Annotated in this window: 19 protein-coding genes; 15 read left to right on the top strand and 4 right to left on the bottom strand. The window is 70.7% G+C overall.

Going from position 1 to position 18,843, the window contains the following annotated elements:
* Position 1 precedes the first annotated feature (1 nt).
* The 14 genes from NOO62_RS37385 to NOO62_RS37450 are packed head-to-tail and all read left to right on the top strand — an operon-like array spanning position 2 to position 12,487.
* Complete coding sequence (locus NOO62_RS37385) at positions 2 to 832, top strand: MlaE family ABC transporter permease (protein WP_268775227.1); 831 nt, start codon at positions 2 to 4, stop codon at positions 830 to 832.
* Entirely contained in the window at positions 829 to 2,160 is a 1,332-nt protein-coding gene (locus NOO62_RS37390; RefSeq protein WP_268775228.1) for an MCE family protein, read from the top strand. Before NOO62_RS37385 ends, NOO62_RS37390 begins: the two co-directional genes overlap by 4 nt.
* Positions 2,157 to 3,191 carry an MCE family protein gene (locus NOO62_RS37395; protein ID WP_268775229.1) on the top strand — a complete coding sequence of 345 codons (1,035 nt, stop codon included), beginning with the start codon at positions 2,157 to 2,159 and terminating at the stop codon, positions 3,189 to 3,191. The genes NOO62_RS37390 and NOO62_RS37395 overlap by 4 nt, the downstream gene beginning before the upstream one ends.
* A complete protein-coding gene (locus NOO62_RS37400; RefSeq protein WP_268775230.1) occupies positions 3,188 to 4,267 on the top strand; it encodes an MCE family protein in 1,080 nt (359 codons plus the stop codon). The genes NOO62_RS37395 and NOO62_RS37400 overlap by 4 nt, the downstream gene beginning before the upstream one ends.
* A complete protein-coding gene (locus NOO62_RS37405; protein ID WP_268775231.1) occupies positions 4,267 to 5,430 on the top strand; it encodes an MCE family protein in 1,164 nt (387 codons plus the stop codon). Before NOO62_RS37400 ends, NOO62_RS37405 begins: the two co-directional genes overlap by 1 nt.
* A complete protein-coding gene (locus NOO62_RS37410) occupies positions 5,427 to 6,578 on the top strand; it encodes an MlaD family protein (RefSeq protein WP_268775232.1) in 1,152 nt (383 codons plus the stop codon). Before NOO62_RS37405 ends, NOO62_RS37410 begins: the two co-directional genes overlap by 4 nt.
* Complete coding sequence (locus NOO62_RS37415; RefSeq protein WP_268775233.1) at positions 6,578 to 7,789, top strand: MCE family protein; 1,212 nt, start codon at positions 6,578 to 6,580, stop codon at positions 7,787 to 7,789. The genes NOO62_RS37410 and NOO62_RS37415 overlap by 1 nt, the downstream gene beginning before the upstream one ends.
* A complete protein-coding gene (locus tag NOO62_RS37420) occupies positions 7,786 to 8,307 on the top strand; it encodes a hypothetical protein (protein ID WP_268775234.1) in 522 nt (173 codons plus the stop codon). The genes NOO62_RS37415 and NOO62_RS37420 overlap by 4 nt, the downstream gene beginning before the upstream one ends.
* 10 nt (positions 8,308 to 8,317) lie before the next feature.
* Positions 8,318 to 8,995 (top strand): hypothetical protein, encoded by a 678-nt coding sequence (locus tag NOO62_RS37425; protein WP_268775235.1) that lies wholly within the window; start codon positions 8,318 to 8,320, stop codon positions 8,993 to 8,995.
* An 11-nt stretch (positions 8,996 to 9,006) separates the two neighbouring features.
* Positions 9,007 to 9,558: a hypothetical protein gene (locus NOO62_RS37430; RefSeq protein ID WP_268775236.1), complete on the top strand. Its 552-nt coding sequence runs from the start codon at positions 9,007 to 9,009 to the stop codon at positions 9,556 to 9,558.
* Positions 9,559 to 9,569: 11 nt separating this feature from the next.
* Positions 9,570 to 10,232, top strand: a complete 663-nt coding sequence (locus NOO62_RS37435) for a hypothetical protein (protein ID WP_268775237.1) — start codon at positions 9,570 to 9,572, stop codon at positions 10,230 to 10,232.
* Between the two features lie 7 nt (positions 10,233 to 10,239).
* Positions 10,240 to 10,866 (top strand): hypothetical protein, encoded by a 627-nt coding sequence (locus NOO62_RS37440; RefSeq protein ID WP_268775238.1) that lies wholly within the window; start codon positions 10,240 to 10,242, stop codon positions 10,864 to 10,866.
* Positions 10,863 to 11,504, top strand: coding sequence for a DUF5819 family protein (locus tag NOO62_RS37445; protein WP_268775239.1), 642 nt, complete (start codon positions 10,863 to 10,865; stop codon positions 11,502 to 11,504). Before NOO62_RS37440 ends, NOO62_RS37445 begins: the two co-directional genes overlap by 4 nt.
* On the top strand, positions 11,501 to 12,487 hold the full coding sequence (locus NOO62_RS37450) for an HTTM domain-containing protein (protein ID WP_268775240.1): 987 nt from the start codon (positions 11,501 to 11,503) through the stop codon (positions 12,485 to 12,487). Before NOO62_RS37445 ends, NOO62_RS37450 begins: the two co-directional genes overlap by 4 nt.
* On the opposite strand, the gene NOO62_RS37455 is transcribed toward NOO62_RS37450, so the two are convergent.
* Together NOO62_RS37455 and NOO62_RS37460 are read right to left on the bottom strand one after the other, a co-directional pair.
* A complete protein-coding gene (locus tag NOO62_RS37455) occupies positions 12,432 to 13,682 on the bottom strand; it encodes a DUF6801 domain-containing protein (protein ID WP_321170640.1) in 1,251 nt (416 codons plus the stop codon). The genes NOO62_RS37450 and NOO62_RS37455 overlap by 56 nt on opposite strands.
* Before the next feature lie 32 nt (positions 13,683 to 13,714).
* Positions 13,715 to 14,986, bottom strand: coding sequence for a DUF6801 domain-containing protein (locus tag NOO62_RS37460; RefSeq protein ID WP_268775242.1), 1,272 nt, complete (start codon positions 14,984 to 14,986; stop codon positions 13,715 to 13,717).
* A gap of 442 nt (positions 14,987 to 15,428) precedes the next feature.
* Between NOO62_RS37460 and NOO62_RS37465 the strand changes: the two genes are divergently transcribed.
* Positions 15,429 to 16,433: a DUF6801 domain-containing protein gene (locus tag NOO62_RS37465; protein ID WP_268775243.1), complete on the top strand. Its 1,005-nt coding sequence runs from the start codon at positions 15,429 to 15,431 to the stop codon at positions 16,431 to 16,433.
* Positions 16,434 to 16,518: 85 nt separating this feature from the next.
* Here the strand turns inward: NOO62_RS37465 and NOO62_RS37470 are convergent, their stop codons facing one another.
* Both NOO62_RS37470 and NOO62_RS37475 read right to left on the bottom strand, forming a co-directional pair.
* Entirely contained in the window at positions 16,519 to 17,514 is a 996-nt protein-coding gene (locus tag NOO62_RS37470) for a WxL protein peptidoglycan domain-containing protein (protein ID WP_268775244.1), read from the bottom strand.
* Positions 17,515 to 17,695: 181 nt separating this feature from the next.
* On the bottom strand, positions 17,696 to 18,841 hold the full coding sequence (locus NOO62_RS37475; protein WP_268775245.1) for a DUF6801 domain-containing protein: 1,146 nt from the start codon (positions 18,839 to 18,841) through the stop codon (positions 17,696 to 17,698).
* Positions 18,842 to 18,843 lie beyond the last annotated feature (2 nt).

Consider the following 18,843-nt stretch of genomic DNA (forward strand, 5'->3'; position numbering starts at 1 on the left):
CATGGCCCTGACCGAACGCCGCGGCAAGAGCCGCACCTTCGCCTGGCTGGACCGTCCGGGCGACGAACTCCTCTTCTACGTCCGCGCGTTGGTCTGGATCCCGCGCGCCGTGCGCCGCTACCCCAAGGAGATCCAGCGGCTCCTCGCCGAGGTCGCCTTCGGCAGCGGCGGGCTCGGGGTGATCGGCGGCACCGTCGGCGTGATGATCGGCATCACCGTCTTCACCGGCACCGTCGTCGGCCTCCAGGGGTACGCGGCCCTCAGCCAGATCGGCACCGACGCGTTCACCGGATTCGTCTCCGCCTACTTCAACACCCGCGAGATCGGCCCGCTCGTCGCCGCCCTCTCCCTGTCCACCACGGTCGGCGCGGGCTTCACCGCCCAGCTCGGCGCGATGCGCATCAACGAAGAGGTCGACGCCCTGGAGAGCATGGGGGTCCGCTCCACGCCGTTCCTCGTCAGCACCCGCATTGTGGCCGGTGTGCTCGCCATCATCCCGCTGTACAGCATCGGACTGGTCGGCTCCTACCTGGCCTCACGGGCGACGACCGTGCTGTTCAACTCCCAGTCCACCGGCACGTACGACCACTACTTCCACCTCTTCCTCGTCCCGACGGACGTGCTCCTCTCCTTCCTCAAAGTGATCGTCTTCAGCGTGCTCGTGATCCTCGCGCACTGCTACTACGGCTTCCGCGCATCGGGCGGACCCGCCGGAGTCGGGGTGGCCGTCGGCCGCTCGGTGCGGACCGCGATCGTCCTCATCAGCGTCACCGACTTCTTCCTCAGCCTGGCGCTCTGGGGCGCCACGACCACGGTGAAGGTGGCCGGATGAGCGCCCCGCCGGACACGCGAAAGCCCCCGCCCCGCCCGTCGCCCGGGCCGGCGCCGCGCACACGCCCCACGGAGGGCGCCGTCGCCCGCCGCAGACGTCTCGCCGGAGTGGTGTACCTCGTCGTGCCCGCCCTGCTGGTCTGGCTGTCGATCGCCGTGTACGAGAAGAAGTTCGTGGACTCCGCGTCCGTCGTCGTCGAGACGGGGCGGGCCGGCAGCGAGATGCGCCCGAGCGCCGAGGTCAAACTGCGGGGCGTCGTCGTCGGCGAGGTCGAGCGGATCGACACCGACGGCCGCACCGCACGCCTCACCCTCGCCCTGCAACCGGACAAGATCGGCCGGGTCCCGTCCGACGTCCGCGCCCAGCTGCTGCCGACCACCCTCTTCGGACAGCGGTACGTCGCCCTCGTACCCCCCGAACGTCCCTCCGCGCACCCGCTGACCGCGGGCAGCGTCATCCCGCAGGACCGCAGCCGCAGCGCCGTCGAGCTGGACCAGGTGCTCGACAACCTGCTGCCGCTGCTCACCGCCGTACAACCGCAGAAGCTGTCGGCCACGCTGTCGGCGCTGGCCCAGGCCCTCGAAGGGCGGGGCGAGAAGCTCGGCACGTCGATGGTGGCCCTGGACGGCTACCTGAAGGACTTCAATCCCCACCTGCCGTCCCTCAACCAGGACATCAAAGAGCTCGTCGAGCTCAGCGACACCTACGCCGACGCGGCCCCCGACCTCGTCGACGCGCTGCACGACGCCACCACCACGAGCGCCACCATCGCCGAGCGGCGCGCCGGACTGTCCTCGCTGTACGCCTCCGTCACCAGCAGCTCACAGGAGCTCGGCAGCTGGCTGCGGAGCAACCGGGCCAACCTCATCCGGCTGACCGCGACTGCCCGCCCGACGCTGCGGATCCTCGCGGAGTACGCGCCCGCCTTCCCCTGCACCCTGAGCACGGTCGCCGACTTCGTGCCGGTGATGGACGCGGCCCTCGGCAAGGGCACGGACCGGCCGGGACTGAGCGTCGACGTGCACGTCGTTCCCTCGCGCGGCGCGTACGTGCCGGGCCGGGACACGCCCCGCTACACCGCGGGCGGCGGGCCGCGCTGCTACCCCGTCCCCTACACCGGCGGCTCGTACACGGCGCGGAAGGCGAGCACGGCCACCGCGTTGAGCGGGGTGTCCGGCGGTCTCGGCGTGGCCAACTCGCCGCAGGAGAACAGCCTTGTCACCGAACTCCTCGCCGCACAGGACCGGTCGCGGCGCGGCCCGCTGCCCGACTGGTCGAGCGTGCTCGCAGGACCGGCCTTCCGCGGGGCGGAGGTGAAGCTGAAGTGAGCGGACAGCGCAGCCTGACCGGGCCCGCCGTCAAGTCCCTGATCTTCATCGTGGTGACCGCCCTGGCCACCACCGTGCTCGCCGTGAGCGTCGCGGGCACCGATGTCGGCCGTACCCGTACCTACAAGGCCTGGTTCACCGACGCCACCGGCCTGAACGAGGGCGACTCGGTGCGCGTCGCCGGGGTGGAGGTGGGCCAGGTGTCGTCCATCGAGATCGTCCAACGGCGGTACGCGGAGGTCGAGTTCGCGCTCGACGAGGACCGTCGGATGCCTGCCTCCGCGACGGCCTCCATCAAGTACCTCAACATGATCGGGCAGCGCTTCGTCGATGTGCGGCGGGGCGCGGGTCCGGTCGGCCGCGCCCTGGAACCCGGGCAGACCATCCCGCTGAGCCGCACCTCCCCGGCGCTCGACCTGACCCAGCTCTTCAACGGATTCCAGCCGCTGATGCAGGGACTCTCCCCGCGGGACACCAATGAGCTCGCCGCGTCCATCGTGCAGGTGCTCCAGGGCGAGGGCGGCACGGTCGAGAGTCTCCTGCGGACCATCGGGTCGCTGACCACGACGGTCGCCGCCAAAGACCGGGTGATCGGGGAGGTCATCACGAACCTCAACCGGGTCCTCAAGGCCGTCAACACCCGGCAGAAGGGCTTCACCGAACTCATCGGCACGGTGGAGGAACTGGTCTCCGGGTTCGCGGACGACCGCAAGACCGTCGGCCGGTCCGTCGACTCGCTCGCCAAGCTCAGCGTCAGCACGGCGGACCTGTTCGGGCAGAGCCGGGCACCCCTGAAGGACGGCATACGCGACCTCGGGCGGCTGTCGAAGACCCTCGACGACCACGCGCCGCTGGTCGAGAACTTCCTGGAGAAGACGCCGCGGAAGATGGCGGCCGTCTCCCGCGTCGCGTCGTACGGCTCCTGGCTGAACCTGTATCTCTGCGAGGCGAAACTCAGCGGGGTCTCCACCTACGACGGCAGTCCGCCGCCGACCGGACTCGCCATCAAGGCTGCGAGGTGCCGGGCATGAAGCGACTCCAACGCCTGCGGCGCCCCAGGCGACTCAAGCCCATCGGCGAGCGCAACCCGGTGGCCGTCGCCCTGGCCGGACTGCTGGCCATGACCGTCGTCGGACTGCTCGCCTACAACGCCGAATCACTGCCCGTCATCGGCGGCGGCACGCACTACACCGCCGACTTCAAGGACTCGGTCGGCCTCAAGGCCGGTGACGAGGTCCGGATCGCCGGAGTACGGGTCGGGAAGGTGGAGGACGTCGCGCTGGACGGCCCGAAGGTGAAAGTGACCTTCGAGGTCAAGGACGCCTGGATCGGCGACCGCAGCACCGTCGGCATCGCCATCAAGACCCTCCTCGGCGCCAAGTACCTGGCGGTGGACCCGCTCGGCAGCCGCACGCAGGACCCCGGCAAGCGCATCCCGGTGGCCCGCACCACCTCCCCGTACGACGTGATGGAGGCCTTCAACGGCCTGAGCCGCACGAGCGGCGAGCTCGACGAGGACCGGCTCGCCAAGAGCTTCGAGGCCGTCTCCGGGGCCTTCAAGAACACCCCGCCACACGTCAGGAAGGCCATGAAGGGACTCTCCAAGCTCTCCCGCACCATCTCCACGCGCAACGACGAACTGTCCGAACTCCTCGAAGGTTCAGCCGACTTCACCACGTCTCTGAACAGTACGAAGACGGAGTTCGAGCGGCTGCTCGACAACGGCAACCTGCTGCTCGAAGAGGTACGGCACCGCCGGAAGGCCATCCACGGACTGCTCACCGGTGCCCGTGACCTCGGTACCGAGATCAGCGGTCTCGTCGACGACAACGAACGGCAGCTCGGACCCACGCTCGCCGCCCTCGACCGGGTCACCGGCACCCTCAGCAAGAACAAGAAGAACCTCGACAAGGCGCTCGCCGCCGCGGGGCCGTACTACCGGCTCGTCGGCAACACGCTGGGCAACGGGCGCTGGATGGACGGGTACCTGTGCGGTCTCGTCCCGGAGGACTACCTGCCCGCGGGGACGGCCTCGGGGACGGCCTCGGGTGCGGGCGCGGGTGCGGACGGCGGATGCATGCCGCCGAGACCCGGAGGTGGACGCTGATGGCCCGCACACCTCGCACACCCCGCACACCTCGCACACCTCGCACACAAGGACGACTGCGCCCCCGGCTCGGCGAACGCATCGCGGACGCGACCGGCGGACTGTGGGGCGGGCGGCTCGTCGTCATCCTCGTCGTCCTCGTCCTGATCGTCGCGGGCGGGATCGTCGGCGTGACGGCCCTCGCCCGCGCCGGGGACGGCAAGCACATCACCGCCTACTTCGACCGTGCCGTCGCCGTGCACGAAGGGTCCGACCTGCGGGTGCTCGGCGTCCGCGTCGGCAGTGTCGACGACATCCGGCCCGAGGGCAGACGGGTACGGGTGCGGCTCACCCTCGACGAAGGGGTGAAGGTGCCCGCGCAGGTCCAGGCCGTCGTGGTCGCCCCCAGCGTGGTGTCGGGGCGGTTCGTGCAGCTCGCCCCCGCCTACAGCAGCGGCCCGCAGATCCGCGACGGCGCGGTGATCAGCGCGGAGCACACGGCGACGCCCGTCGAAGTCGACGAACTCCTCAAGAGCGTCACCGACTTGAGCGACGCCCTCGGACCCGACGGCGCGAACAAGGACGGCGCCCTCGCCGGACTCGTCGAGGCCGGGGCGGAGAACCTCGACGGCAACGGCAAGGCCATCGGCGACACGATCCACCAGCTCGGCGGCGCCTCCGCCGTACTCAATGGGAACAGCGGCGACGTCGTACGGACCGTCGAGCAGCTCCAGGAGTTCATCACCCTCCTCAAGCGCAAGGACGGGCAGGTGCGGCGCGCCGAGACCCAGCTGTCCGAGGTCGCGGGTTTCCTCGCCGAGGACAAGGACGACCTCGCCGCCGCCCTCAAGGACCTCGGCACGGCGCTCGGCCAGGTCAAGGGCTTCATCAGCGACAACCGGAGCCGCCTCAAGTCGAACGTCGACAAGCTCGCGGGCCTCACCCGGTCCGTCGTCGACCAGCGGGCGTCGGTGGCCGAGGCACTGGACGCGCTGCCGCTGGCCGCCGCGAACCTCGAACGGGCCTACAACCCGCGCACCCGCACGATCGACGGCCGCGCCGACATCAACGAACTGGCGGGCACGCGGGGCGGCAGGAGCAAGGCCCTGCCCGCCCTGCCGCTGCCGCCGGTCGGCACCGCGTACGGCACGACGGCCCGTGCCGGGGGAGGCCGCCGGTCATGAAGCGCCGCACCGCCCGCATCGCGATGGGCCTCTGCCTCACCGTGTCCCTCGTGGGGCTCGCCCTCGGCGCCGGAGGGTTGCCCGACTTCGACGGTCTTGAGGACCTGCCGCTGCCCGGCGGAGCCGACCTCGGTGACCATCCGTACGAGGTCACCGCCGAGTTCCGGGACGTCGTCAGTCTCTTCCCGCACTCCGCGGTCAAGGTCAACGACGTCGAGGTCGGCCGCGTGACCCGGATATCCCTCGCCGCCGACGGCTGGGCCGCCCGGGTCACCCTCAAGGTCAACGGCGACGTACGACTGCCCGCCAACGCCTACGCCAACCTCGAACAGTCCAGCGTCCTCGGCGAGAAGTACGTCCAGCTCGTCGCCCCCGACGACATGCGCGCCCGCCCCGACCTCCAGGACACCAGGACCGGCACCGAAGCGGCGTACGCGCACGACCGGGGCCGCCTGCGCGACGGGGCGGTCATCCCGGTCGCCCGCACCAACCGCAACCCCGAGATCGAGGAGGTCTTCGGCGCCCTGTCCATGGTGCTCAGCGGCGGCGGCGTACAGCGGATCCGTACCATCACCGGCGAACTCAACAAGGCACTCGGCGGCAACGAAGGCGAAGTCCGCTCCCTGCTGCGGCAGATCGACACCACCGCGAAGAGCCTCGACAAGAACAAGAAGCACATCACCGCCGCCCTCGACGGCATGAACCGGCTCTCCACCACCCTCGCGACCCGCGACCGCAAGATCGGCGAGATCCTGCGGGACCTGCCGCCCGGCTTGAAGGTCCTCAGCGAACAGCGCACCTCCCTCGTCTCCATGCTGCGCGCCCTGGACTCCCTCTCCGCGGTCGCCGTCGACACCGTCGACCGTACGAAGAACGACCTCGTGGCCGACCTCGAAGCCCTCGCCCCGGTCCTGAAGAACCTCGCCGACGCGGGCGCCGACCTGCCCGAATCGCTACAGGCGATGTTCACCTATCCCTTCACGGACGAGGTGCTCACCGGAGTGAAGGGCGACTACCTCAACGTCTATCTGAGGATCGCAGCGGCCCCCGGCACCGAGATCGTGCCGCCGGTCCGCGGGGGCGGCGCCGCGCCGCGCTCCTCCTTGCCGCTGCCCGCGGTCACCGGAACGTCAGGAGGCGGCTCCTAGTGCTGACCCTCTCCACCCACGTGAAGAACATCGCCTTCCTCGTCCTCGGCGTGTTCGTCCTCGTCCACATCGCGACGACCTACGCGGACCTCGGACGGTACGTGGGAGCCCGCGACTACTACACGGTCACAGTTCAACTCGCCGAAACCGGCGGCCTGTTCACCCACGGCAACGTCACCTACCGGGGCGTCGACGTCGGCCGCGTGGAAGCCGTCGACCTGACCGGCGACGGCGTCGAGGCCCGCGTCCGCATCAAGGAATCGGCGCCGAGCATCCCCAGTGACCTGGAGGCGAAGGTCGCCAACCTGTCGGCGGTCGGTGAGCAGTACCTCGACCTGAGCCCGCGCACCGACGAAGGACCCTACCTCGCCGAGGGGTCGGTGGTTCCCCGCGGATCCACGGGGACTCCGGCGCCGGTCACCGACGTACTCACCAGCGTCGACCGGCTCGCCTCCTCCGTGGACACCGCCGCACTGCGCACCCTCGTCGACGAGCTCGGCAAGAGCTTCGAGGGGCGCGGACAGGACCTGCAGATCCTCATCGACACCAGCAGCGAGTTCATCCGGGCCGCCGACAAGGCGCTGCCCGCGACCACCCGGCTCCTCGTCGACGCCAAGACGGTCCTGCGCACCCAGAACGAACAGTCCGACGCCCTGAAGTCCTTCGCGAGCGGCACCGCCGAACTGGCCGACCAGCTCAAGAAGTCCGACCCCGACCTGCGCCGGCTCATCGCCACGACGCCGGACGCGGCGACCCAGTTCACCGGGCTGCTGCGGGACACCGACCCCGCGTTCGGCGTCCTGCTCGCCAACCTCGTCACCACCTCCGAGCTCCTGGTCACCCGCCAGCGCGGCACCCGCGAACTCATGGTGCGCCTGCCGCGGGTCGCCGCCACCGGAGCCACCGCCATCGGCCCCGACGGAGTCCGCTTCGGCATGATCACCAGCTTCTTCAAGCCGCTGCCCTGCACCGCGGGATACGGCGGCACGACGTACCGCGACGGCCTCGACACCTCACCGGCCCCCACCAACACCGACGCGGCCTGCACCGCGAGCCCCGGCAGCGGCCAGAACGTACGCGGCTCCGCCAACGCACCGCGCGGTGGCGTGCCCGACCCGGCCCGGCCCGGATCGCTGGGCCTCGGGCGGAGCGGGACGCGGTCCAACAGCCCGGCCGACCTGGGCGGACTCCTCGGAATGGGGGCGTCGTGAGGCGCCGGAGAACGGTGTGGCGGGCGTGGTCGGTCGCGCTGGTGCTGGGGGCGCTGTTCTGCGGCTTCTCGGGATGGACGTACGCGCAGACGCGTGCCGACGCGGATCTGGCGTACGCCCGCGACCGTGACGGCGCCCTGGACGCCGCCCGCAGACACATCGCCGTACTCAACACCATGGACGGCAAGGACGTGCGGGGCTCGCTGCGGGCCTGGGCGCAGGCCGCGGACGGGCCGCTCGCGGACGAGCTGCGGCGCACGGGCGACGCCGGCGCCGGGGCCCTCGAACAGGAGGGCACCACGACGCGTGCCACGGTCACCGACGCGGCGGTCGTCGCCCTCGACACGCGGGCGGGCACGGCGAAGGTCATCGCCTCGGTCCGCGTCGAGGTCGCCGAACGCACCGGCAAGTCGACCACCGACCGCAAACGCTTCGAGGCGGGCCTCGACCGCAAGGAGGCGGGCTGGAAACTCGGCTCGCTGACGGCGGTGCCGGTCGGGACGGTCGGGACGGGATGAGGGGGCGCAGATGAGTACTGGACCGCGGATGAGCACCGGGCAGAGGCCACGGCGTGCGGCGGCAGCCCGTTCGACTGAAACGGACACGGCCGACACGGACACGGCCGACACCGACGCTGCCGACGGAGGTATCGACGGAGATGTGGAGGCACGGCCGTCGCGTCGGCGCCGCGGAAGCCGACCCCGGACCGTCCAGACCGTCCAGACCGTCCTCGCCCTCGTCCTCGCGGCCCTCCTGCTTACCGGTGGCACGCTCCTCGTCCTCACCGCCCGGGCCACGGACACCTCGGCCGCCGACAACCACGCGCTGACCGACAGCGAACTGACCCGCCGGGTCGTCGCGGACGTCAGCGACGCACTCGCCGGGATCTTCACCTACGCCCCCGACGAGCTGGCCGCCACCGAGCGGCGCGCGCACGACGTGCTGCGCGGAAAGGCCGCCAAGGACTACCGGGTCCTGTTCGGCAAGCTCCGCCGACAGGTCGGGCAGCAGGAGTTGTCGCTCACGACCCAGGTGGTACGGGCCGGAACCGTCGAACTCGCCGGAGACAGCGCACGGCTCCTGGTCTTCCTCGACCAGCGGGCCAAGCGCAAGGGAGCCAAGGCGACCACGGCGGCCGCCCAGCTCTCGGTCACCGCGCGCCTGGACGAAGGCCGCTGGACGATCACTGACATCAAGGCCCGTTAGAGGAGGGGAACATGCGACGACGTACGACATCGCGGGACCGTACGGAACTCTCGATCGTCTGCACGGCGGCGGCCCTCGCCCTGGGCTTCGCCGGCTGGACGGGCTCGTCCTGGTACGCGGCGGCCCACGACGACTCCACGCGGTTCGCGGAAACCCGTGACGACGTCCTCGCGGCGGGCGAGCAGGCCGCGTTGAACATGAACACCCTCGACCACCGCGACCTGGAGCACGGACTCGACACCTGGGAGGAGTCCGCCACCGGCGAACTTCTCGACGAACTCCGCAAGGGGCGGCCCGAGTTCGAGAAGCAGGTACGCACCGCGCGCACGGCCACCACGGCCGAAGTGCTGTCCGGAGCCGTCACCGAACTGGACGATCGTGAGGGCAGGGCCGGAGTCCTGATCGCGATACGGATCACCGTCGACCCGCCGAAGAAGAAGCCGAGCACGAAGGAGAGCCGCCTGCTCGGCGAGCTGACCCGCACCGCCCACGGCTGGAAGCTGAGCGGGCTCGGCCAGGCCCCCACGGGCGAAACGGCACCCACCGACAAGCCGACCGACTGAGGGGCTGCTCCATGCCGACGACACGCCATATGGTCAACCGGCAAAGGCGGTTGACCGCCTACGAGGGCCGAAGAACCGCCACACCCCCTCCCGCGCCGCCGCGCGTCCCGCGCCCTACGGCCCGGAAACGTACGACCCGGGCGGCCGCCCGCAGGAGCATTCCGCGGCCGGTGCTGCTCGCCGTACTCACTCTCTTCGCCGTACTGGCCGGATGCTTCGCTGCCTACGCGCACACGCGGGCCGGAGACCTGCGTGACGTACCCGCCGCGCGCAACGCGGCGCTCACCGACACGGCCCGCACCGGCGAGGTGAAGGGCACGGTCGGCCAGGCCGTCGACGCGGTCTTCTCCTACGACCACACGGACCCGGGCCGGACCGAGAAGGCCGCGGCCAAGTACCTGACCGGCAGAGCCGTCGGCCAGCACCGGGAGATGCTCGCTCAGGTCCGCGCCCAGGGCGAACGTCAGAAGCTCGTCCTGACCACCACCGTCACCCACAGCGGAGTCGAGGTCGTCGACGGCGACCGGGCCCGTGTCCTGGTCTTCGCCGACCAGAGCAACACCAGTACGGCCAAGGGAGGTTCGGCCACGCAGGCGGCAGCGATGTTCGCCGTGGACGTGGTCCAGCGGGGCGGGAGCTGGCGGATCGCGAACATCGACACCTTCAACAGATGAGGCAGTCATGCAGAGCTTGAGCAAGAGATTCCGCACGAACGCGGGTGTGCGACGCAAGCGGCACACCGCCGGACTCCTCTCCGCATCCCTCGGGGTCGCGGCCGCGGTGGCGCTGTCCGGATGCAGTTCACGTGCCGACGACGCTCCGCAGGTCGACTGGGCCTCGGACGTCTGCGACAGCGTGCAGGACGTGGGATCGGAACTGACGCTCCCCGCCTCGAACGGCAAGGACGGCAAGGACCGCGAGGACGCCAAGAAGTACCACTCGGAGGTCGTCACCTTCATGGACGCGCTCGGCCGACGGCTCGGCGCGCTGGACAAGAAGATGCGGCACGAGGGCGCGCCGCCCGTCGACGGCGGCGACGCCGCGTACGAGAAGGCGCTCGGCAACCTCCGCTCCGCTCGCAGCAGCCTCGCCGACACCACCGCCCGCCTCAAGAAGGCCGATGTGACCGACGAGAAGTCCCTGGAGGCGGCGTTGAAGCAGGCGGGGGAGGGGCTGCGCAAGGCGAGCGCCTACCAGGGGCCCGCCCATGACTTCCGCGCCGACCCCGAGCTCGGGAAGGCCTTCGACAAGGCACCGGAGTGCGCGAACCTGCCGGGTGCGGGTTCCTCGGCAGCTCCGGCCGGATGAGACGGGGCGTCCCCTGTGAGCCCTCCGCCTCCCGCGACCCCCTAGCCCCGCAGGGCACCCCGCTCCCCGCCCCGTTCCGGACAGCGGTACGGGGCGCCGCCCTGCTGGTCGTGCTCGCCGCGCTGACCCACGTGGCGCTGCTCGTCCTGTACCTGAGCCCCGGGCCCCCTCAGGCCAAGGCCCGCTCGGCGCAGGTCGACGGATGGCTGCGGCCGCTCTTCCCGCAGGACTGGAACATCTTCGCGCCGGACCCGCCCAGCGCCAACGTGCACCTGGAGGTGCGCAGCCGGTACGCGGACGGCCGGGACGCGGACCACGTCGGCCCGTGGATCGACCTCACCGCCCACGACGTCGCCGCGCACCGCGGCAACCCGCTGCCCAGCCGGGAGGACCAGACCGTGCTGCGCAAGGCGGTCAGCGCGCACCTCGCGGGCTCGCCGCACACCCAGCTCAGGGCGCCGCTGACGCCCGCGGCCCAGTACCTGCGCAACGTCGTCGTCGTACGTCTCGAAGACCTCGGCGAGCCCCGCCCCGACGCCGTCGAACTGCGCCTGCACACCCTGCCCATCGCTCCGCCAGGGCAGCCCGCCCCGGCCGGGAGCCGACAGCCCCTCGGCACTTGGGAGATGCTCCCGTGACCCTGCGACAGGCCGTCGGGACGGCGGCCCGCACCCCGTACGGGCTGTACGGCGCCGCGGTCGTCAGAATCGGCGTGTCGGGGCTGTTCCTGCTCAACCTGCTCCGCGAGGCGGGGCACGCGGACCGCCTCTGGGGCCCCGGCTCCCCGTACACCCCCGAACTCTTCCGCGCCTCGGTCGAGGCGCGCGGCGCCGACGACCGGCTGTCCTGGTGGTACACCTGGCTCGGCACGCAGAGCCCCGACCTCTTCTGGGCCGCCTATGTCCTGGCCGTCGCGGTCAGCGCGCTGTATCTGCTGGGCTGGCACACGCGGATCATGGCGGTCCTTTTCGCCTGCGTCGTCGCGGGCTTCTACATGCGCTCGTCGGTCGCCAACAGCGGTTTCGAGCTCCTGAGCCTGCTGTTCGCCAACTACCTCGTGCTGTGTGCTTCGGGCCGCCGCTGGTCACTCGACGCCCGCCGGGCGGCCCGACCGGCCCCCGTGCCCGTCGGGCCGCGCGAGGAGCTGCGCCGCCGTGTCGTGACCGTCCTGCACAACACGGGTCTCGCCCTGCTGGCCTTCCAGGTGATGGTGGTCTACGGCACCGCGGCGCTGTACAAGATCCGCGGTACGTCGTGGCGGGACGGCACCGCGCTGCACTACGCCCTGCGCCTGGACGACTTCGCCACCTTCCCCGGGCTCTCCGACTGGCTGGCGGGGCACGGGGACTGGCTGGCTGTGCTCGCGTACGTCACCGTCTCCACCCAGTTGCTGTTCCCCGCGCTCGTGTTCAGCCCGCGGCTCAAGTACGCGCTGCTCGTGGTGATGCTCGGCACGCATCTCACGATCGGACTGCTGATGGCGCTGCCGATGTTCTCGGCGATCACGATCGTGGGGGACCTGGTGTTCCTGCCCACGGCGTTCTGGGTGGGAGCGAGTACGGCTGTTACTGCTTTTCGTACGTCAGGTCCATGTCGATGGTGTTGCCGGGGCCCGTGGTGAAAGCGCTGATCATGTCGTTGAGGGCGCCGCAGTCCTTGAGGCCGGGCAGGGTGTACGTGCCCTTGAGCCTGCCGCCCTTGTAGGGCTCGAAGCGGCCCTCGCCGACCAGGTCCATCTTCGCGGGTCCGACGGTTCCGCAGTCCGGCCCGCCGCCGATGGGCAGGCCGAACGTGCTCACGCCAGTGAGTTTCACGTACATCTCGGCGTGCGCCTTGAGGCTGCCCGCCGTGTCGAGGGTCCCCGTCGTCCTTGCGGTCTGCTCGAAGGCGATGTCCGCGGTCGCGGGCAGGAGGCCGAGGAGGGTGAAGCGGCCGGTGGTCGGGTCGAGTTCCAGGTCGGCGTCGAAGGTTCCCTTGTCCAGGTCGTAGCGCGTGTCGATGCCGCCGAGCAGCGGCGCGCTGCCGTTGGCCGCCTTGATGAAGGAGCTGCCCTTGATGCCGAAGCTCAGCGGCACCGGCTCACCGCCCGGGTCCGTCGGGTCCGGCGGGTCCGGCGGGTCCGTCGGATCCGTCGCACCCGGCTCCACCTGGATGGTGTGGAGCGTCCTGTTCTGGTCCGCGGGATCGAGCGTGCACTCGGTCTCGAACGTGTCGAGGCCCGTCTTGGCACCGGCCGCGTCCCGCGGGGTTATCGTCAGGAGCAGGCTGTTGACGTCGATCTTCACGCTGCCGGGCTGCCGGAACGTCAGCGGCGGCGCCTGTCCGGTCGCCGTCACCTCGAAGTCGGCGGGCGGGTCCGGCAGAGGTGTCCTGGGGATGGTGTTGTCGAGCCCGATGTCCAGTGGGCCCTCCGGCGTACGGACGGTGATGTCCGCCGTGGCGACCCCTTCGAGGGTAGTACCGCCGACCGTCCGCAGCGCGGTGGCGGCCGCCTTGCCGACCTTGGACACCGAGACGACCCGGAACGCCGGTATCCGCTCGCCGACCTTCACCTTGGCCGGCAGGTCCGCCGTGATGTCGACCGTGAGCGGGTCCTCCTCCATGAGCGGGAACACACACGTATACCTCTGCTTCAGCGTTACCGGGGCCGCGGTGGCCGGCGGCCCGGAGGTGAAGCCGGTCAGCACGGCGAGCAGAGCCCCGGCAGGGGCGATCCGCCGCGATAGGGCGCGCGATCTCAACACTGCCTCTCCAAGTCTTGAGGGGAACAGTCCGGCCCCCCGCCGGTAGGGGCGAGGGGCCGGGTCGGTCGTCATGCGGTCTCACCGCTGGGGAGTCGCCGACGGTGCTACTGCTTGTAGGTGAGGTCCATGTCGATGGTGTTGCCGGGACCCGCGGTGAACGCGCTGATGATGTCGTTGAGGCCGCCGCAGCCCTTGAGCGCGGGCAGGGTGTACGTGCCCTTGAGCTTGCCGCCCTTGTAGGGCTGGAAGCGGCCCTCGCTGGCCAGGTCGACCTTGGCGGGCGTGCCGCTCTTGCAGTCGGGGCCGCCGCCGATCGGGATGCCGAAGACGTTGACGCTACCGAGCTTGACGAACATCTCGGACTGCGACTTCAGGGCTCCCGCCGTGTCCAGCGTTCCGGTGGTCTTGCCGGTCTGCTCGAAGGCGATGTCCGCGGTCGTGGGCAGGAAGCCCATGATGGTGAACTGGCCCTTGGTCGGGTTGAGCTTCAGGTCGGCGTCGAACGTGCCCTTGCTCAGGTCGTAGCGGGTGTCGATGCCGCCGGTGAGCGGGGTGCTGCCGTTGGCGGCCTTGATGACCGACGTGCCCTTGATGTCGAAGTTGAGCTTCACTGGGTCATTGCCCGGCGGGTCGGTGGGAGGGTCGGTGGGCGGGTCCGTCGGAGGGTCCGTGGGCGGGTCGGTCGGGGGATCGGTGGGCGGATCGGTCGGCGGGTCCGTGGGATCGGTGCTGCCGCCGCCGATGGTCATCGTGTGGAGCGTGGTGGGCTGCCCCGCGTCCATGGTGCATTCGGCGGTGAATTCGTCGCCGTTCGGGGGGAGTTGGACGGGCTTGCCGTCCGCGTCCCGGGCGATCATGTTGTGCAGCTTCAGGCCCTTCACGTCGAACTTGGCGGTGCCCTCCTTCTCCCACGTCAGCAGGCCGCCGGGCGACTTGCCGCTGGCGATGACGTTGAACGCCGCCGCCGGGTTGGGGATGTTCGCCTTGGCGACCGTGTTGACGACCTTGATGGGCAGGTTGCCGGTGCCGCCCGGCAGGGTCACGTTCACATCGGCGGTGGCCTTGCCCTCCAGCGTGACCGCCCCGAGCACGCCGAGACCTTGGGCCGCGCGCTGACTCACCTTGGTGACGGCCTTGATGTCGTACTCGGGGACCGTCTCTCCCACCTTCATGGTGGCGGGCATGTCGGCGCTGATCTCGACTTCGATCGGATCGTTGTTGATGATCGGGAACTTGCAGGTGTACTTCTGCGTGAGCTTCACCGGGTCGGCGGCGGCGGTGCCGCCGCCCAGACTGACCAGACCGGTGACGAGGCCGGCGGCCGCCACGGCGCTCAGGGCGGTGCGTGCCCTGACTTGTCTCTTGTGCGCTCCCATGAGCTACCTCTCGGGCTACGTGAATGGGCACGAACGAACGTCGGTGCCACCTCTGCGATTCCGGACTCGCCGGCCCAGCCGTCCGGGAAGAACGAAGAGGCGAAATCTGCCGCCGTGAACGTGAGGGAGTGCGCCTGCCAATGTGCATCAGGCGATACGGCGGTGTTTCGGATACGCAAACTACTGGCGGGTAGTTGGGCGGTCAAGGTCTGCTCCAGCCTGATTCCCGCCCGGTGCGGGAAGGGAGTTGAAGGCCCGGGCTTTTGTGGCGGTGGTGAGTACGCGGTGGTGCGCGGATGACAAATTGCGGACCTCGTGCCGTCGAACCGCACCGATCTGCGCCGATCAGGTTGACGGTCCCCCTACCTGTCAGTAGTCATTGCTCGATTGTGCCGAATCTCGGAATCAGGGGCCACATATGGGAGATCGCATGGGAGACCGCATGGGAGAGCAGCCGGGAAAAGCGACGGTGCGACTGGCGCGGGGGTCCGCCCTGGCAGGGGTCTCCGCCGTACTGCTCGCGCTGACCGCCGGCGGTGGCAGCGCGTCGGCGGAGCCCGTGTCGCTCACGCAGAAGTACACCTGCAAGTTCCCGATCATCAGCAATGACGCCATCGAAGCCGCGATCACCACGGACATGCCCGCCACCATGAAGGTCGGCGAGACGGTGCCCGAGTACGACATCAAGGCGGTCACCAAGGTCAGCGCGCGGGCCGCGCAGGGCCTAGGGGTGCTCGGGGCGGTCACGCTGGAGGGCAAGGCGACGGCCGACGTCGTGGTCACCCAGCCCGGCGGCGACGGCACCCTGCCCATCAAGGTGGTCAACACGGTCGCCAAGGCGAACATCCCCAATCCGGCCGCGCCGTTCGAGGTGACGGCGACGGGCAAGTCGCCCGGCGGGCTGCTGACCTGGGGCAAGGCGGGTGAGGCGGCCTTCGACGTGAAGGGCCTGAAGCTGCACAACATGATCGCCCGGGACGCGGAGGGCAAGCCCGTACCGCTTCCGCCGAACGGCGACGAGTTCACCGCGGACTGCACCCTCGACGCTGGGCAGAAGACGCTCCTGCACAAGATGACGATCACGGGCGGCGGCGGTGGGGACCCGACGGACCCGCCCACGGATCCCCCGACCGACCCGCCCACGGACCCGCCCACCGACCCGCCGACCGATCCGCCCGCGGACCCGCCCGCGGACCCCGCCGACCCGACCGACCCGAGCGGCTCCGGCGGTCTCCCCGCGAGCGACGGCGGGACGACGACCGGCGGCTCCGGTTCCTCAGGCACCGACCTGAACACCGAGGTGACCGGCGGTTCGGGCGGTCTCGCGGCCACCGGCACGTCCGGCGTCGGCCTGATGCTGGCGGCGGCGGGCGGACTCGGCGCCGCGGGCATAGCGGCCTTCCACTACCTGCCGCAGCGCATCAGGAGGGGCGGGCAGGCGGTCTGACGGTGGGTTGTTCGAGGGCGGGCGGGCGGTCTGGCGGCGGGTTCTTCGACGGCAGGCCGCCCCGGCCTCCGGCCGCCCTGCCGCGTCAACCTCGCGCGGTGGTGCGGGCCCTGCGACGCCGCACCACCACGCCGACGACCAGGAAGACCACCACCAGGACGAGCGCCACGAGCACGCTCCAGTTCACCGTGCGATACCCCGTGCTTCCGCTCGCCACCAGCTCACCGGCCTTGTCGCTCGCGGTCAGCTCGACGCTGCCCCAGTCCAGTGGAGGGGGTCCGGCCCACTTCTGGGTGATCCGCACGCGCTGGCCGGGCATCAGCTCGGCCGGCAGCTTGTTGCCCGCGCTGTCGAAGGACGTCCGGCCGAAAAGCCCCTTGGCCTTGAGGTCGACCCTCGGTTCGAGCATCACGTTCCCGCTGTTCACGAGGGTGTACGTGACGGTGGCGTCCTTGCCGAGGCCGGGCAGCGGCGGCACCTTGTAGTCGAAGCGCACGTCCCGCACACTCAGCCCCGGCGCCCGTTCGCCCTTCACCTGGAGGTAGACCCGCGCGCCGACCGCCTGCCGGACGCCGACGCCGGTGCCCTTGGCGCGGGCGACGCGTTTGTCCAGGGCGATGATGGCTCCGGGATGGTCGCCCGGCGGCGCGGTGCGCGGCAGGGCGAGGGTGAAGGGCACGGTCGCTCTGCCGCCCGCGGGAACGGTGACCTCCGACCGTGCGAGCCGCGCCCAGGCCCCGACGGACCGCTGCTTCTCGCTCCGCTCGCGTACCGCGAAGCCGCCGTCGCGCGGGGTGTTGTAGGCGTCGGCCGCGTAGAGCAGGAACGTCACCGGCTCCTTGGCGAGATTGGAGACGGTGACCTTGTCGCGCAGGGTGCGCCCGGGATCGGCCTGCATCCGGAAGTACGCCCGATGGTCGGCGCCTTTGCGGGCGGTGGGGAAGACGGACCAACGGCCGTTGTCCGCAGCGTACGCGTCCGACGGCGGGCTCGCGGTGAGCAGACCGAGCGCCATGGCGAGCGCGGTGAGGAGCACGGCGGCGCGTCTGCGGTGCGTGGACTGCGTACGGACGACATTCATGCGGCCCCCAGGGAGAGAAGAGAGGTGGACCGGCCGTCGCACAACGGCCGGTCCACCGGGCACAGCGCTGGAGCAGGTGGAGCAGGTGGAGCAGGTGGAGCAGGTGGAGCGGGTAGGGCTGGTAAAGCGGGTGGAACAGGTGTGACTGGTAAAGCGGGTGGAACAGGTGTGACTGGTCAGGTCAGGTCAGCGTCAGCGTGAGCACGGACGCGTACTCACCCGCCGCCGCGGTCGCCGGTACGTCGAGCGCGAGGCCCGCGCCGACCGTGAACTCGCCGCCGGTCTGCGCCGCGTCGGGCGCGCTCGCCAGCGTGGCGCCCGCCGTGCCGACCGGCCCCTGCGAGCCGGGCACACATGTGCTGGCCGAGCCGGCCGCCGTCGCGCAGGACGGCGTCCAGCCGAGCTTGTCCGCGCCGATGGCGCCGGCGCTGCCCGTGAAGTCGGTGACCTTCCCGGTGAGCGACCAGCCGGTGGCGCCGTTACGGGCGTCCTTGACGGTCACCTTCTGCAGGTCGCCGGTCGATTTACCGCCCGCGCCCTCCTCGACCGGTGACAGCGCGACGGTGTCGCCCGCCTGGGCCATGGTGAGCTGACCGCCGCCCTGCTCCGGCGTGACCTTGGTGTTCACGTTCTGCTTGCCGGTCGTGGGGTCGGGGCCGGGGTCCGGATCGGGGTCGGTGCCGCCGCCCTTGATCTCCATGGTGTGCAGGAGCGTCTTCTGGCCCGCGTCGAGCGTGCAGGCTGCGTCGAACTCGTCGCCGAACGGCGGGAGCTGGACCGGGGCGCCGGACGCGTCCCGGGCGATCATGTTGTGCAGCTTGAGGCCCGTGACGTCGAACTTGGCGGTGCCGGGCTTGGCCCAGGTCAGCAAGGAGCCGGGTGACTTGCCGGTCGCGTTGACCTCGAACGCGGCGGCGGGGTTGGGGATGTTCGCCTTGGCGACGTTGTTGACCACCTTGATCGGCAGGGTGCCCTCGCCGCCGGGCAGCGCGACGACCACGTCCGCCGTGGCCTTGCCCTCCAGGGTCACCGCGCCCATGACGCCGAGCCCTTGGGCGGCCCGCGCGCTGACCTTGGTGAGGGCCTTGATGTCGTACTCGGGGACCGTCTCGCCGACGTTCATGGTGGCGGGCATGTCCGAGGAGATCTGGATCTCGATCGGGTCGTTGCTGATGATCGGGAACTTGCACGTGTACTTCTGGGCCAGCTGCACAGGGGCGGCAGTGGCGACGCCGGGTGTGAGCGTGACCAGACCGGCGACGAGTCCCGCGGTCGCGACGGTACACAGGATGCCGCGGACCCCGGTTCTTTTTCGATGAGCTCTCATGA

The organism is Streptomyces sp. Je 1-369 (genome assembly GCF_026810505.1).
GTDB lineage: Bacteria > Actinomycetota > Actinomycetes > Streptomycetales > Streptomycetaceae > Streptomyces.